The organism is Natronomonas moolapensis 8.8.11 (genome assembly GCF_000591055.1).
GTDB classification, from domain to species: Archaea; Halobacteriota; Halobacteria; order Halobacteriales; family Haloarculaceae; genus Natronomonas; species Natronomonas moolapensis.
Genome location: NC_020388.1, coordinates 850,624 through 864,683, shown reverse-complemented (window position 1 = coordinate 864,683; position 14,060 = coordinate 850,624). Strand labels below are relative to the sequence as shown.

The window sequence follows — 14,060 nt, the reverse complement described above, 5'->3', positions numbered from 1 at the left end:
AACGGGACCAGACCGCCCATGTTCGGACCGCCGCTGGATGCGTGGTACGTCTGGATCGGGTTGGCGATCGTCAGCAGCACCGCCGTCGGGGCCGTAACCGCCCTTCCGTCTGCGGTTCCGCCGGACGCCTCGGGGGCGGCCCGGACGGTCGACGGCGTCGCCGCGAGCGAACACGCCGCCGTCGGCAAGCATCCGCTGTCGAACGCCGAGGCGGTGCGGATCGGGTCGGATTCGGTGTCGCTTCGCGGGCCGGGCGGCACCGAACACGCCGCGTTCGGCTACGGCCCTGTCGTCCCGGTCCTCGACGACCCGGAACTCCGGGCGACACTCAGGGGCGACCCCCCGGAACGGGCGTTCCGGACGCCCGCCGAGTTCGAGCGAGCCGTACGGCATGCCCGGGCGGCGAAACCACAGTGGCAGGGCGCCGACCGGCTCGTCGTCAGGCGGATCGACTGGGAGGGAACGGACGTTGTCCTCGCCGGATAAGGCTCAGACGGAGCCGCTCGCCGCGCTCGTCGCGGTGTTCGCGCTCGGTGTCGGCCTCTCGCTGTACGTCGGTGTCCTCGATTCGACGCTGCCCTTGCTGACGGTCGAATCGGAGATGGCACCCATCGCGGCCGATCGGTTCGCCGAGGAGGCGTCCGAGTTGGGCGTCATCCGACCGCCGATCGGGGACGCTGTCGACACCGCCAGCCCGAACGGATACGTCACGAACGCGACGCTCCGGAGCGACTCGGAGGCATGGGCCGATGGTCCGACGCTGGAACCGAGCGCCGACTGCGTCCGCCGGCGAGTGAGTGTCCAGATCGCTCCGGGGCGCGTTCGGCCGGGGACTCTGGAGGTGTGCGTATGGCCAGAGGCGTGAGCACCGTCCTCGACGTCGCGATCTGTCTGTTGTTGATCGGCGTCGCGGTCGGCACGCTCGCCGTCGCCGTCCCTGACGACGACTGGCGATCGACGGTCGACGGTGATCCGGCGGCAGCGTCGGTTGGGGCGGTGACGGCGACCGTCCCGGTCGCGAACGATCACGACGCACACGGGACGCTCGCACAGCATCTCGCGCGGGCGTCTGTCCTCGCGGCGACACTCGACGGGGAACGGCTCCTCGAATCGACGTACCCCGGCGCGACCCGCCGGGCAGTCGAGCGGCGGACGACGGGTCGGGTCCGGATCACCGCCCGCTGGCGGCCGTACCCCGATGCGGCCCTCGCCGGGGGGCTCACGGTCGGCCCGAAGCCCCCCTCGACGGCCGACGTGGCCGCGACGCGACTGAGTGTCGATAGCGGAATGGCGGTCCCGGAGGGCGTCGATTCGACCGAGTCGCTCGCGACCGCCGTCGCAGATGCGTACATCGATCGGCTTTTTCCCCCGGAGCGAACCCGGATTCGCCTCGTCGACCGCCGGGTCGCGTCGAGGACGGCGGATCGGTATCGATCGCTCGCTGCGGTTCTCGGGGTCGACGTCGCCGAGCCGCTCGCAGATGCGTCGCCGAAGCAGGCCAACGAACGGCTGGCGTCCGAACTCGCCGATCGGCTCGAAGCCGGAATGGAATCCGGCTCCGACACGGCCGGCCCCGTGCCGGACGGGACGGCGACGGCGGACGTCGAAATCGTCGTGCGGCGGTGGGAACCGTGAACGACCGCGCCCGCGTCCCGTTCGCGCTCGTCGGTGTTCTCCTAGTGCTCACCAGCACGACGCTCGCGACGACGACGGTGCTACAGCCGTCGACGGACGCCCCGGCCATAGAGGACGCGATGGACGGCGCGAGGGCCGAAGCCGCAACGGAACTGCGTGGCGCAGCCGATTCGGCCGCCACGAACGCCGCGATCGACCCGGTCATAGACCCGGCCGATACGGCTGCCGGGCGGGCGCTGAGCGGGAGCCAGCCGTTCCGAGACGCGCTCCGGCTTCGGATCTACTTACGCGCGGCCGAACGTCTCGAGAACGTCGAGGCGACACGGGGACCAGTTACGGTTACAGCGTCGTTACCGCCGGTCGAGGCGACGACGGAGGGCTATCGACGGGCCATCGAACGCGTCGCGCTCGAGCGGGTGGGCGAGGACGAGGCCGCGGTGGCCGTCCGCATCGAGAACGTGAGTTTTAGTGCCACGCGTGACGGCCGGGGGGTGACGACCACCGATCGATCGGCGCGCTTCGTCGTTGCGAACCCCGTATTGTTGCTACACGACCGCACCGAGCGCTTCGAGACCCGTGCCAACGCGCCGGTCACGCGACGCGGACTCGGACGGCGGGTCACCGCCAGGCTCTATCCGATCGCGTGGGCCCGTGGCTACGCCCAGTACGGCGGCGCACCGATCTCGACGGTCCTCGGGCTCCGACATGTCGAGTTGGCGACAAACGACGCGTTGATCGCCGAACAGCGCGCGACGTTCGGAGAGGCCGACCCCGACGGCCACCGCGGCGTCGCCGCCGCGGGGCGGCGCGTTGCGACGACCGACGCCCTCGTCGGAGTCGGCGGGAAGGAGAAATGGATCGACACGGTGCTCGTGGGGGCCGACGCCCTGGGCCCCGACCCGCCGCCCGAACAGCCCGTCGGCACGTGGCGCGACGAACCCGATGACCCCGAAGTGACCGCCGAGATCGACACCTCCGCGGACAACGCCTTCGCCGATACGATCGGCGTAACCGGCGCGGATCGACTCGAAGAGTGCATCGAACGAGTCCACACGGTCGAGGCCCGCATCGAGACGACGACGCGGTTTCGGGGTCGATCGAGCCGGGGAGATCGATCGCCCGGCTACGGCTGGACGCTGGAATCGAGACGAACCGACGATTCGATCGACAGTGACCGGGTCGGCCGCGGCGGGCCAAACGCGCCCGGGTGGGGGACAGTCGACAGCGGCCGATACGACGTGACGGTGACCGAGACGACGACCAGGGACTGGGCGAAGGGCAACGAGACGACGGAGACGGAGACAGTCACGAAGCGGACCTACCGCGTCGGGGTCGCGGCCCAGGCCCGGGCGGTCCCGATAGAGCGGGTGCCCGACGGGCGGATCGACGGGCACCTGAGCCGCGCCGCCGACCGTGCCGGCGCTCGCGCGATCCGGGACGCGGGCGGCTTCGAGGACGCAGCCGAGGCGGCAGCACGGGGGGATTCGATCCGATCCACGGCGACCGCGACCGCGACGCCGTCGATCGACCGATCCGCCGTCGAAGCCGACCTCGAGACGGCCCGGGACCGGGCCGGCGACATCTCCGCGACGGTCCCCGCTCCGTCGGTCGGCGCCGGACGGGTGACGCCCTCCGAACGGCTCCGATCGAGCTTCGACGACGCGCGGGCCGATTTGTTGCCCGAGTCGGATCGGTCAGCACCCGAACGGACGCTCCGTGCGGCACGTCTCGCGTATCTCGATTCGCTGGATTCGGAACTCGACCGACGGGTGACAGCCGACGATAGTACCGCCGATGGGGTCGGTGAGTCGCTGGGGGAGTACCTCGGAACCGACCGTCTCGACGGGGCGCTGGCGGCCCACCGGGCGGCGTCGAGGCCGGACGCGGAGCCGATCGCCGATCCCGCGGGGAACCTCTCGCTGTCGGTCGAGACCGCGCCGTCGTATCTCACGACGAGCGCCGTGACCCGGGACCGCATCGACGCCCGGGGTGGCGGTAGCGTGTACCCTCTCTCGGCGCGGACGGTCAACGTCTTCTCGTCGCCACACACCCAGGTCGTCGCTGGCATCCTGGATCGGATCCCGTTTCTCAACACCGGTCGGGTCTCGCTGTCGACGGCGGCGGGGACGCTCGACGCGATGGAACCCGGAATGGAGAACCGCGACGAACTCGAGACCGAGGTCGCGGACGCGACGGACCACGTCCGGGGAGCGTTGGTCGCCGACCTCGTCGATGCGGGCGTCGCCGAACACGACGCGGAGGCCGCACTCAGCGTCGACGCCTCAACCGCCGAGGAGGCCCGTATGCTCACGGACGGGACGACGATCGAGCGGGCCGCGCGGTCGATCGACGGGCCCCCGAGCGAGGATCGGATCGAGCTCCGGCTCGAGACGACGCTGGATTCGACCCTCAAGGAGGACGCCGCCCGCCCGCCCGAACCGACGACGACCGCCGCACAGCGGGTGGCCAAACGAGAGTACCGTGACCAACTCGAGTCCACTCTCGCCGACGGGATCGAGAGCGCGAGCGAACGCAAGCGCGTCGAGGTGCTCGGCAAGCGACTCGGAGCGGTCCCGGCCGGCCTGCCGATCGCGCCGGTGCCGGGCTATTGGTTCGTTACCGCGAACGTCTGGTACGTCACTGTCTCGGGACAGTACGAGCGCTTTGCGGTCCGGACGAACCGCGGCGACGGGGCCGCAACGACGACGTACCTCCGCGACGGCGGAACGGCGAGGGTGGTTCACGACGGCGACCCGAGGCGCCTCGGGGTTGCCGACCGGGTATCCGTCGGGACGCGAACCGCCGTTGTCGTGGTCGTCCCCCCCGGCCCGCGCGGGGTTGGTGATACCGACGGCGAGCCGATCAAGTCCTCGCCGGGGTGGTAGTCCGGAGCCCGAACGCTACTTTAATGCGGCGTCCGAACGGAGCGTATGCTCCACGAAATCGCGGATTCACCTGGCGAACTCCGACCGGCCGAACTCCACGAACGGTACCTCGAGGCGCTCGCGTCGGTGACCGACGACCACGGCGTCGAGTCGACCGCCGAACGATCGGGGCTCGATCCGGCCGATCTCCGATCGGTGCTCGAGGGCGACGATCCAGGGCTGACACTCGAGGCAGCTGCCTCGATCCTCGCGGTGCCCGAGGACGCGCCGGACGGCGAGACCATCGCCGCTGTCGCCAGAGACGACCTCCTCATGGGGATGACGACTGCCGTACTCGACGTCGAGGCCGTCGAGTCGGGTATCGACGGCGAACTCGAGGCCCGCGAGATCCACTCGAAAATCGAGGGACGGTTCCCGATGACGCTGCGGGAGTTCGCGCTGTTGTTGCAGTACATCGATGGGGCGCGGTGACGATGCGCGTCGGGATCCTCGGGTGCGGCTACGTCGGCCTCGAACTCGCCCGACAGCTCCACGGGACCCACGACGTCGTCGGCGTTCGGCGCTCGCCGGAGGGAATCGACGCTATCGAGGCGACCGGCGCGACGGCCGTCCGGGCCGACGTGACCGATCCGGACGAACTCGCTTCGGTCCCCGACGTCGACGCGCTCGTCTTCGCGGCGTCCTCCGGCGGCCGGGGGGCAGCGGCGGCCGAACGCGTCTACGTCGAGGGGCTCCGGACGGCCATCGAGGCGTTCGGCTCTCGCGCGTCGCCGCCAGAACGGCTCGTGTACACCTCGAGTACGGGCGTTTACGGCGACCACGATGGCGCGTTCGTCGACGAGGACACACCACTCGATCCGACGACTGAAAAGACGCGGGTCCTCGCCGAGGCCGAGCGGATCGCCCGCGAACTTGCCGCGGAGTACGGCATCGACGGCGGTGTCGCTCGCTTCGCCGGCCTCTATGGGCCGAACCGGTATCGGCTCGGACGCTACCTCGAGGGGCCTGTCACGGAGGGGTATCTAAACATGATCCACCGCGAGGACGCCGCCGGGATCGTCCGATTCATGCTCGGGTCGACCGACGCCGAACTGCTCGTCGCGGTCGACGACGAACCCGTCGAGAAGTGGGCGTTCGCCGACTGGCTCGCCGGCGAGTGCGGCGCGGACCCGCCGCGGAAACGGACGGAGGCAGAACGCCTCGACGAAGAGGGGCTTTCGGAGGCCGCTCGTCGACGCATCCTGACGAGCAAGCGGTGTTCGAACGACCGCGTCCGCGAACTCGGCTACGAGTTCCGGTATCCGACGTACCGCGAGGGGTACCGGGCGGCGATCAACGCCTACTGCGAGACGAACTGACCGAGAGAGGCGAAAGCGGGCGCCAGCCAGCCCACACACGATGCCGCAAGCCAGGGGTTTTTCGACGTCGGAGCCCTTCCGTCGAGTCGATGGAATACGTACAGGAGGGAGTCAGGACGCTCCACGACTTCGGAAGCGCCCGTCCGGACGCGCCGACGGACAGCGCGACCGTCGTCGTCCCGATGACCGAACGCGAACACGCCGGGTTGGCTGCCGAGCGCGTCCTCTCGGCGCTCGAGTCCGTCTCCCCGGAGCGCGTTGTCGTCCCGCTTCGGGCCTCCGAAGAGCGCGTCGATCCAGTCGTCCGGTGGCTCTCGGGGTTCGACCTCCCGCTGTCGGTGCTTTGGTGTGACGGTCCCCGGCTCTCCGATCGCCTCTCCGCCGCCGGTCTCGACGGCGCGCGTGGCAAGGGCCGGGACGTGTGGCTCGCACTCGGGATCGCAAGCGACAGCGAATACGTCGTAATCCACGACGCCGACGCGAAGAGCTACGACGAACACCACGTCCCCAAACTGCTCTTCCCGCTGGCGCACGGCGCGGCGTTCTCGAAGGGCTACTACGCCCGCGTCGAGAACGACCGGCTGTACGGCCGGCTGTTCCGGCTGTTTTACCGGCCGCTCGTCGAGGCGCTCGCGTCCGAGGACGGCGATCCGGTGCTCGATTATCTCGGCTCGTTTCGGTACGCGTTGGCCGGCGAGTTCGCGGCGACCGGACGGCTGGCGCGTCGGCTCCGGATCCAGCGCGGATGGGGTCTCGAGGTCGGAACACTCGGAGAGGCGTTCCGGCTGGTCGGCGCGGCGGGCTCGGCGCAGGTCGACCTCGGGATCCACGAACACGACCACCGAGCCGTTTCGGGGCCGAGTGGGCTCTCCGATATGTCCGAACAGGTCGGCGACGCGTTGCTCCGGGCCGTCGAGGACAACGGGCACACACCGGCGTACGAGACACTCGAATCGCGTTATCGGGCCGCCGCAGAACGGCTCGCCGACGCATACGCGCTCGATTCGGGATTCAACGGACTCGAATACGACCGCGAGGACGAACTGGCACAGATCGACGCCTACGCCGACACGGTCGGGCGACCGGGACCCGATACCCGTCTCCCAGCGTGGGACGAGGCCGAACTCTCGCCCGCGTCGGTCGCCGCCGCGGCCGTCGAAGATCTCGCCGACGAGACGGGGATCGAGACGGCAGCTCCGACCGTCCGGCAGACATAGCGTCCGGAACGTTCAGGTGCTGCTCGCCCGAGAGACGCGGTATGAAACAGGCCATCGTCGCGCGGACGGACATCGGAATGGGGACGGGAAAACTCGCCGCACAGGTCGCACACGCGTCGCTGAAAGCGTACGAGGACGCCGAACCGGACGCCCGACGCGAGTGGAAAGCGGGAGGGCAAAAAAAAATCGTTCTGAAGGGGTCCGGGGAGACACAACTGCGCCGACTCGCTGACGGGGCGCGTCGGGAACGGCTCCCCCACGCGGTCGTCAGCGACGCCGGCCACACACAACTCGATCCCGGGACGGTGACGACGCTCGCCGTCGGCCCCGGCCCCGAGAACATCGTCGACAAGGTGACCGGCGATCTGAGCCTCTATTAACCGTCGGCCGTGAGTCACTGGAACCCGCGGGTGTACTGTCTCGGCACGGGAGCGTCTCGGTCCAGCGCCTCCGCCGCCCGGAGCGCGAAGTACGGGTCTCGGAGGTGCTCGCGGCCGACGACCGCGAGGTCGGCGCGGCCGTTTCGGATCACCTCGTCGGCACCCTCCGGGGTCGTGATCCCGCCGACGGCCCCGACTGGGAGTTCGCTCTCCCCGACGCGTTCGGCGTAGGGGACCTGGTAGTGGGCCCCGGTGTCGGGGACCTGCTGGTCGGGGTGGATTCCACCGGCGCTCACGTCGATAAGGTCGACGCCGAGTGTCCGGAGTTTCGCCGCGAGGCGGACCGACGACTCGACGGTCCAGGAGCGCCGATCGGCGAGCCAGTCAGTCGCCGATATCCGAACGAAGATGGGCGTTCCCTCGGGGATCGCCGCCCGGACGTCGGAGACGACCGCCTCGAGTAGCCGGGCCCGACCATCGAAGTCGCCGCCGTACTCGTCATCGCGGGTGTTCGTCACCGGCGAGAGGAACTCGTGGAGGAGATAGCCGTGCGCCGCGTGTATCTCGAGGACGTCGAAGCCCGCCTCGACCGCCCGGACGGCGGCGTCGACGAACGCCCGCTTGACGCGATCGATGCCCGCCGAATCGAGCCGTTCGGTCGCGAGCGGTTCGTCGTGAGGCCACGGTTCCTCGGTGGGACCGACGGGGGTCCACCCCGACTCGCCGCGGACGGGATCGCCGCCCGCCGACGGGCGGAACGTCGAGGCCTTTCGGCCAGCGTGGGCCAGTTGGATCCCCGAAAGCGCACCCTGCGAGGCGATAAACTCCGTGACCGGTTCGAGCGCCTCGGCGTGGGCGTCGCTCCAGATGCCGAGATCCTGCGGGGAGATGCGCCCGCGCGGAGTAACGGCGGTCGCCTCGGTCATCACGATGCCGGCCCCGCCCGAGGCACGGCTACCGAGGTGGACGAGATGCCAGTCGGTCGCGAGACCGTCCTCGTTCTCACAGGAGTACTGACACATCGGCGAGACCATCACGCGGTTTCTCGCCGTCACGTCGCGGCACTCGAACGGCGTAAACAGGTGCATAGCGGCGCATCGGGACGGTGGAAAAAGACGCTTTGTATTCGGGTCACGGGCGAGCAGGCTCTCGGCCGCGCCGATCGTCCCTGCCGATCCGCCCGGGTCGACCATCCGGCGGTCCGTCGGCTGACCGGCCGACGAATACAAAGTGGCTTGTCCGGCGACGCACAGACCCGACGTATGCGCGAGGCGCACCCCACCGAGGCGGCCGTCGGAATCAAGTACTACGTCTCCGAGACCGACGGCACCGGCGGTCACCTCAGGGATCGCCCGGAGGACTTCCGGGTCGAAGAGCGGGAAGCCTTCGGGGCCGACCTTCGCGGGGTCGATGCCGACGTCGGCTCCTACCCTCATCTGGTCTTCCGAGCGACGCTGCGGGGGTGGGACACGAACGACTTCGCGTCGACGCTCTCGAAACGACTCGGGGTCAGCCGCGAGCGCGTCTCCTGGGCGGGAACGAAGGACAAACACGCCGTCACGACGCAGCTGTTTTCGATCAAACACCCCGACGACGAGTTGCCGTCGGTCGACGGGGCGACGATCGAACCGCTCGGGCGGGCAGGGCGTCCGGTGCTGTTCGGCGACCTCGCGGGCAACGACTTCGAGGTTGTCGTCCGCGGCGCGGAGCGTCCGGAGAACGCCGACCCGATCGCGGTGGAACTCGGACGGTTCGGAGCCGATGGGAGGAGTGCCGACGAAGACGGCGACGGCGCTGTGGCAGTTCCGAACTACTTCGGCCAACAGCGCTTCGGTTCGATGCGGCCGATCACTCACCGTGTCGGCCTCGATGTCGTCCGCGGCGAGTGGGAATCCGCTGCGGTCCGCTACGTCTGTGAGTCCAGCGACCGCGAACCCGACCGGACCCGGACGGCGCGACAGCGACTCGACGAGGAGCGCGAATGGGAGCGGGCGAACGAGGTCCTCCCCGGCGGCCTCCGGTTCGAACGGGCGATCGCGGGGCGGTTGGCCGAGGGGGCAGACGGACCGGCGGACTACCGCGAGGCCCTCGAGACGCTGCCGAGGAACCTCCAGTCGATGTTCACGAACGCCGCCCAGTCATACGTTTTCAACCGGGTCCTCTCCGAGCGGCTCCGCAGGGGGCTCCCGTTCGGGACGCCCGCCGTCGGCGACGTCGTCTGCTTCGCCGACGGCGACGGTCTCCCCGATCCGGATCGGACGCAGGCTGTCGAGGCAGAGCAACTCGGAACGATCCGGCGGCACTGCGAGCGGGGCCGGGCGTTCGTTACGGCCCCGCTCGTCGGCACCGAGACCGACTTCGGTTTCGGGGAGCCCGGCGAGATCGTCCGGGAGGTGCTGGACGACCTCGACCTCCAGCGGGGCGACTTCGACCGGCCGGGGGCGTTCGGCTCGGAGGGAACGCGGCGGGCGGTCCTGTTTCGGACCGATCTCGAACACGAGTCCGACCCCCTCACGCTCCGGTTCTCGTTGCCAAAAGGGAGCTACGCGACGGTGCTGGCGCGGGAGTTCCTGAAAACCCACCCCGACGACCTCTCTTGAACCGCCCCGGATCCGAGGATGTGTTCCCACGAAGTGTCCGTATCCGGCGGGAACCGCCCCGCTTATCGGGCTCGATCGTCTTTCCCCCGGTATGGAGTGTCGGTGTTGTGCGTCGCCGCTCGACCGACCGGGCGATTACTGTCTGGTCTGTCGCACCCCGAACGCCGACACCGCGGTGATCGAGTGTAGCCGGGAGCGAGCAACGGTGACCGCGCTGTTCGACGACGAGATCGTCGGGCAGCGGACGGTGACGACCACACGCGAGACCGACGAGCGGTGGGCACCGACCGAGCTCCGGAATTTCGCCGGGCGGGTCGCCGACGAAGCGCGCCGAAAGCGCCCGGAGGAGGTGTACGCGACCGGCGACCGCGAGGTGATCGCCGCCGTCCGCGGCGAGCTCCATCACCCGTTTTACCGGGTCGAGGACGACGACCCAATCGAGGCGGTTCGCAGAAAACGGGGCGACCCTGCACTGGAAGTCGTCGAAGCGACGGTCGCGGAGAAGCTCGGCGGCAGCCACAGCACGCTCATCGGCGGTCGCGACGGCCGTCGGGCGCTCGAGACCGTCGCTGAACACCCCCACGTCAAAAAGATCATCCCTGGGCCGATCGACGCCGGCGGCTCCGGGTCCCGGACCGGCGTCCGGGCGAAGGCGACCCGCGCCGACCAACACGGCAACGTCCGGCTGTTGATCCGCGACGGCTCGAGCGTCCAAGAGAACCGGATCGTCACGACGGCCGGCGACCGGGAACTCGGCGAGCACGTCCGTGCCGACCTCAACGATGCGCTCTCGGAGTCCGAACTCAAGAGCTGAGAGGACGAGCGCCCGCGGGCTTCGATCCTCGCACCGCAAATAAAACGAGAGGTTTATCAGTTCGCTGCGGCCACATATATACACTATGGCCAACAGTGATACGACGGGGAGCGCCGGTCGGTTCGGCGCGCGCTACGGACGGGTCGCACGCCGTCGCGTCGCGGAGATCGAAGGCGACACGCAGAACGCGAGCGTCGACGGCGACGACGTTACCCGCGTCGGCACCGGGATCTGGGTCAACGAGGAGACCGGCGAGACGTTCACGGGCGGGGCGTACCGTCCCGAGACGCCGGCCGGCAAGACGGTCAAACGATCCATCCGGGCGGCGATCGGCGACGACGAATAGATGAGTTACAAGTGCTCCCGCTGTAAGCGAGACGTCGAACTCGACGAGTACGGCGGCGTCCGGTGTCCGTATTGCGGCCACCGCGTGTTGTTGAAAGAGCGGAGCCGCGACATCAAAGAGGTCGACGTCCAGTAGCGTGCACAGCGCCGACCTGCGTTTTCAGTATCGATCCCCGGAAGCGGCTGCGCTCGTCGCCGACGCCGTCGCGGGCGAACTCGGCGAGATCGACGGCGATCGGGCGACGGCCACGCTGACCGTCGCGGACGCGACGGTCCGAATCGACATCGACGCGGCCGACCTCGTTTCCCTCCGGGCCGGCCTGAACACCTGGGAGGGGCTGCTCGAAGTCGCGGAGCGATCCGCCGAAGCCGGACGGTCGGACGAGATTTTATAATCGATAGCGGGACCACTCCGCGTATGCGTTGACGAATCGCTGGCGGTCCGCAGGCGGTAGCGCGGTGGACGGATCGTCAGAGGACAGCCCGCCGCCTGTTCGACTCCGACACGGTCACTCCCGGCGAACCGCATAGACGACCGTTTCGCCGCCCTCGAACGCCGGCTCGAGCCGTGGGTGTGACTCGACCGTGAGGTCGTATCGTGCCCGTTCGGCGGGACCGACGTAGACGTACTCGACGCCGTAGCGATCGAGCAGTTCGGACTGTCGGTCGGGACCGCCCTCGTAGATCGCGGTCACGTCCTCGAGCCGCGTCTCGTAAGGGTCGCTGCCGCGATACTGCTCTTCGTGCATCCAGCCAAGTACGGTCGGAACCCCGGTCAGACTCGCCGGTGCGGCGGCCCCCTCGCCGTCGGTCGGCTCCCACCGGTAGCCGCCGGGCGCGGCGGTGACGATCGTCGGGCGTCCCTCGCGGCCGTCGAGCCACGCGATCGCCGCCGCTTCCTCGGGGTACCTCGCGTCGACGTAGGCCGTTCCGTCGAGCGTCGCGCCGTCGCTTCCGACCGGCTCGTCCCCGAGGTGTGCCGGCACGGCAAAGCCGGCGTAGAGCCCGGTTGCCACGATGACGATGCCGACGAGGGCGGTTCCAGCCCACCGCCACCGCGGCGTGTCGACGGCCTCGAGCGCCCCGGCGGGGTCGAACAACCGCGAGGCGACGACGCCGGCCGCCGGTGCCCAGAGGATCCACACCTGCGAGTACACTTTGAACACCGTGTTCAGCCGCTCCAACCCTGTCCCCTGCTGTTGGGGCTCGACGACATAGGCGAGTTCGACAATGAGACCGAGGCCGAGCCCCGCGATCACCAACAGCGTCTCGAACCCCGCGTCGGCACGCCGCCGTAGCGTCAGCCACGCGGCCACCGAGAGCGGGCCGAACAACGCGAGGGCGGCAAAGCCGACGAGCCACGCCAGCATCGCCCCGATGGCGACCGTGGCAGCGACGGCAAGCGATCCCCTCCCGGCATCGACGTCGGCGTCGCCGACCAAGCGGCCGCCGACATACGGCACGAAAAGCGAGAGGAACCCGCCGTGGACGACGACGAGCGGCCACAGGTCGCTCCTCGGCGGAAACAGGCCGAGGCTTCGGGTGCTCGCGCTGGAGAGCCAGAAGGGAGCGACGAGCAACGCCCCGACAGCGAGCACCGCAACCGCTGCGAGGAGCGCTAGCCCGTCACGGCGGAGTTCCGCGCCGACTCCGGCCTCCGCCGGCGCCGGAATGCGCTGTCGGATCGATTCCGGGAGTAGCGTCGCCGGATCGGCCGGCGCGAACGCGACCATCAAAAAGACCAGCCCGCCGGCAACGGGGAAATCCCACGTGTTCGTGATCGCGAGCACGCCGGCAACCGGGGCCGTTGCGAGCAGCAGCCTCCGCCGGTGGTCGGTTTCGCTCTGCGGGGTCCGCCAGTACGCGTAACACAGCCCGGCGACAAGCAGCGTGAACGGCGTCGTCATCATGTGGGCGTGGAGGTCGCCGTTGAGCCACGCGAACAGCGGGAACTCGTTGATCGTCCCCTCGACGATCCGGCTCGAATCCCAGTAGGAGAAGGCCGTCGGCGTCCACGAACGGAGCTCGTGTTCGGGCCCGACACCCGGAAGCGCAGCGAGGGTGCCGGAGGGGAGCGCCCAAGCCACCGCCCGCACCGCCGTGTCGAGATTGCCGGCGATCCCGATAAAAAAAGCCGCAGCGACCGCCGCGAAGCGGCGCGGCGCGCCGTGGTCGGCCGCAATCGCGCCTGCAAGCCCGTACGCGGCGGTGACGAGGGCGGCGTAGAACCCGGCCAACGCGAGGTTGTATGCGAACCGCGGGGCCGTGTCGGTCAGCGTCGCCAACAACGCGGTCAGCATCTGGCCGCCGTAGTAGTACTGGACGGCCTCGCCGGCAAACCACATATCCTCCGGGGGCAACACCGGACTCCGCAGCAGCGACCGGAGCAACCCGTAGTCGAGGAACTTCTCGCCGGCGGCGATCGGCAACGGCGCAATGGCCGGCGAGACAGCCCGGAGCGAGACGACAAACAGGAACGCGACCGCAAAGACGACCGCGATTTCGACGACGTATCGCCAGAGCCGGCGCTCGAAGTTCCCGAACCGGACGCTCAAAACGGCGAGGACGGCCAGCCCGGCGAGCAGCGCCGGCAGCCCGAACGCGAGGTGCCCGACGATGTAGCCGACGGCGGTGATCGTGACGAGCCCGATGGGGATTGCGAAGGCGACACCACGGCCCCGAACCGTCGAGAACGCCGTCCCGGCGAGCGGGAGCGAAAGCGCCCCGATCGACAGGTAGGCGACGAGCCAGAGGGCGACGAGCCCGTACTCCATCAGGCGTATCCCCGGCGTGGGGGCGTATATCGCTTGTGGGTCGACGATGGTG

At 69.5% G+C, this 14,060-nt stretch carries 15 protein-coding genes; 13 read left to right on the top strand and 2 right to left on the bottom strand.

What is annotated here, in order from left to right:
- The first annotated feature begins 18 nt into the window (after positions 1–18).
- The 8 genes from NMLP_RS04320 to pth2 all read left to right on the top strand — a co-directional run bounded on the left by NMLP_RS04320 (position 19) and on the right by pth2 (position 7,475).
- Complete coding sequence (locus NMLP_RS04320) at positions 19–486, top strand: DUF7283 family protein (RefSeq protein ID WP_015408912.1); 468 nt, start codon at positions 19–21, stop codon at positions 484–486.
- Positions 470–865, top strand: coding sequence for a DUF7285 family protein (locus tag NMLP_RS04315; RefSeq protein WP_015408911.1), 396 nt, complete (start codon positions 470–472; stop codon positions 863–865). The genes NMLP_RS04320 and NMLP_RS04315 overlap by 17 nt, the downstream gene beginning before the upstream one ends.
- Positions 850–1,635 (top strand): DUF7284 family protein, encoded by a 786-nt coding sequence (locus NMLP_RS04310; RefSeq protein ID WP_049926139.1) that lies wholly within the window; start codon positions 850–852, stop codon positions 1,633–1,635. Before NMLP_RS04315 ends, NMLP_RS04310 begins: the two co-directional genes overlap by 16 nt.
- Entirely contained in the window at positions 1,623–4,520 is a 2,898-nt protein-coding gene (locus NMLP_RS04305) for a DUF7286 family protein (protein ID WP_152024100.1), read from the top strand. Before NMLP_RS04310 ends, NMLP_RS04305 begins: the two co-directional genes overlap by 13 nt.
- 45 nt (positions 4,521–4,565) lie before the next feature.
- A complete protein-coding gene (locus tag NMLP_RS04300; protein WP_015408908.1) occupies positions 4,566–4,991 on the top strand; it encodes a DUF5791 family protein in 426 nt (141 codons plus the stop codon).
- Positions 4,992–4,993: 2 nt separating this feature from the next.
- Positions 4,994–5,878, top strand: coding sequence for an SDR family oxidoreductase (locus NMLP_RS04295; protein WP_049926136.1), 885 nt, complete (start codon positions 4,994–4,996; stop codon positions 5,876–5,878).
- Positions 5,879–5,967: 89 nt separating this feature from the next.
- Positions 5,968–7,095 (top strand): glycosyltransferase family protein, encoded by a 1,128-nt coding sequence (locus NMLP_RS04290; protein WP_015408906.1) that lies wholly within the window; start codon positions 5,968–5,970, stop codon positions 7,093–7,095.
- 41 nt (positions 7,096–7,136) lie between these two features.
- Complete coding sequence (gene pth2, locus NMLP_RS04285) at positions 7,137–7,475, top strand: peptidyl-tRNA hydrolase Pth2 (RefSeq protein ID WP_015408905.1); 339 nt, start codon at positions 7,137–7,139, stop codon at positions 7,473–7,475.
- 14 nt (positions 7,476–7,489) lie between these two features.
- Here pth2 and NMLP_RS04280 read toward each other — a convergent pair whose 3' ends face one another.
- Complete coding sequence (locus NMLP_RS04280) at positions 7,490–8,563, bottom strand: NADH:flavin oxidoreductase/NADH oxidase (protein WP_015408904.1); 1,074 nt, start codon at positions 8,561–8,563, stop codon at positions 7,490–7,492.
- A gap of 174 nt (positions 8,564–8,737) precedes the next feature.
- Here NMLP_RS04280 and truD point away from each other — a divergent pair, with 174 nt between their 5' ends.
- The 5 genes from truD to NMLP_RS04255 all read left to right on the top strand — a co-directional run bounded on the left by truD (position 8,738) and on the right by NMLP_RS04255 (position 11,629).
- On the top strand, positions 8,738–10,075 hold the full coding sequence (gene truD, locus NMLP_RS04275; RefSeq protein WP_015408903.1) for a tRNA pseudouridine(13) synthase TruD: 1,338 nt from the start codon (positions 8,738–8,740) through the stop codon (positions 10,073–10,075).
- A 91-nt stretch (positions 10,076–10,166) separates the two neighbouring features.
- Positions 10,167–10,889: a DUF2103 domain-containing protein gene (locus NMLP_RS04270; RefSeq protein ID WP_015408902.1), complete on the top strand. Its 723-nt coding sequence runs from the start codon at positions 10,167–10,169 to the stop codon at positions 10,887–10,889.
- A gap of 85 nt (positions 10,890–10,974) precedes the next feature.
- Positions 10,975–11,235 carry an eL43 family ribosomal protein gene (locus NMLP_RS04265; RefSeq protein ID WP_015408901.1) on the top strand — a complete coding sequence of 87 codons (261 nt, stop codon included), beginning with the start codon at positions 10,975–10,977 and terminating at the stop codon, positions 11,233–11,235.
- A complete protein-coding gene (locus tag NMLP_RS04260) occupies positions 11,236–11,370 on the top strand; it encodes a DNA-directed RNA polymerase subunit P (protein ID WP_015408900.1) in 135 nt (44 codons plus the stop codon). It begins immediately after the preceding gene.
- 1 nt (position 11,371) lies between these two features.
- Positions 11,372–11,629, top strand: a complete 258-nt coding sequence (locus tag NMLP_RS04255) for a KEOPS complex subunit Pcc1 (protein ID WP_015408899.1) — start codon at positions 11,372–11,374, stop codon at positions 11,627–11,629.
- A gap of 114 nt (positions 11,630–11,743) precedes the next feature.
- Here NMLP_RS04255 and NMLP_RS04250 read toward each other — a convergent pair whose 3' ends face one another.
- A complete protein-coding gene (locus tag NMLP_RS04250) occupies positions 11,744–14,008 on the bottom strand; it encodes a DUF2298 domain-containing protein (protein WP_015408898.1) in 2,265 nt (754 codons plus the stop codon).
- Positions 14,009–14,060: the final 52 nt, after the last annotated feature.

Excerpts from the sequence above, each read along its gene's own strand:
- NMLP_RS04320 (WP_015408912.1), top strand. The coding sequence starts at position 19 with ATGTTCGGACCGCCGCTGGATGCGTGGTACGTCTGGATCGGGTTGGCG.
- NMLP_RS04310 (WP_049926139.1), top strand. The coding sequence starts at position 850 with ATGGCCAGAGGCGTGAGCACCGTCCTCGACGTCGCGATCTGTCTGTTG.
- NMLP_RS04300 (WP_015408908.1), top strand. The coding sequence starts at position 4,566 with ATGCTCCACGAAATCGCGGATTCACCTGGCGAACTCCGACCGGCCGAA.
- NMLP_RS04295 (WP_049926136.1), top strand. The coding sequence starts at position 4,994 with ATGCGCGTCGGGATCCTCGGGTGCGGCTACGTCGGCCTCGAACTCGCC.
- NMLP_RS04290 (WP_015408906.1), top strand. The coding sequence starts at position 5,968 with ATGGAATACGTACAGGAGGGAGTCAGGACGCTCCACGACTTCGGAAGC.
- pth2 (WP_015408905.1), top strand. The coding sequence starts at position 7,137 with ATGAAACAGGCCATCGTCGCGCGGACGGACATCGGAATGGGGACGGGA.
- NMLP_RS04280 (WP_015408904.1), bottom strand. The coding sequence starts at position 8,563 with ATGCACCTGTTTACGCCGTTCGAGTGCCGCGACGTGACGGCGAGAAAC.
- truD (WP_015408903.1), top strand. The coding sequence starts at position 8,738 with ATGCGCGAGGCGCACCCCACCGAGGCGGCCGTCGGAATCAAGTACTAC.
- NMLP_RS04270 (WP_015408902.1), top strand. The coding sequence starts at position 10,167 with ATGGAGTGTCGGTGTTGTGCGTCGCCGCTCGACCGACCGGGCGATTAC.
- NMLP_RS04265 (WP_015408901.1), top strand. The coding sequence starts at position 10,975 with ATGGCCAACAGTGATACGACGGGGAGCGCCGGTCGGTTCGGCGCGCGC.
- NMLP_RS04260 (WP_015408900.1), top strand. The coding sequence starts at position 11,236 with ATGAGTTACAAGTGCTCCCGCTGTAAGCGAGACGTCGAACTCGACGAG.
- NMLP_RS04250 (WP_015408898.1), bottom strand. The coding sequence starts at position 14,008 with ATGGAGTACGGGCTCGTCGCCCTCTGGCTCGTCGCCTACCTGTCGATC.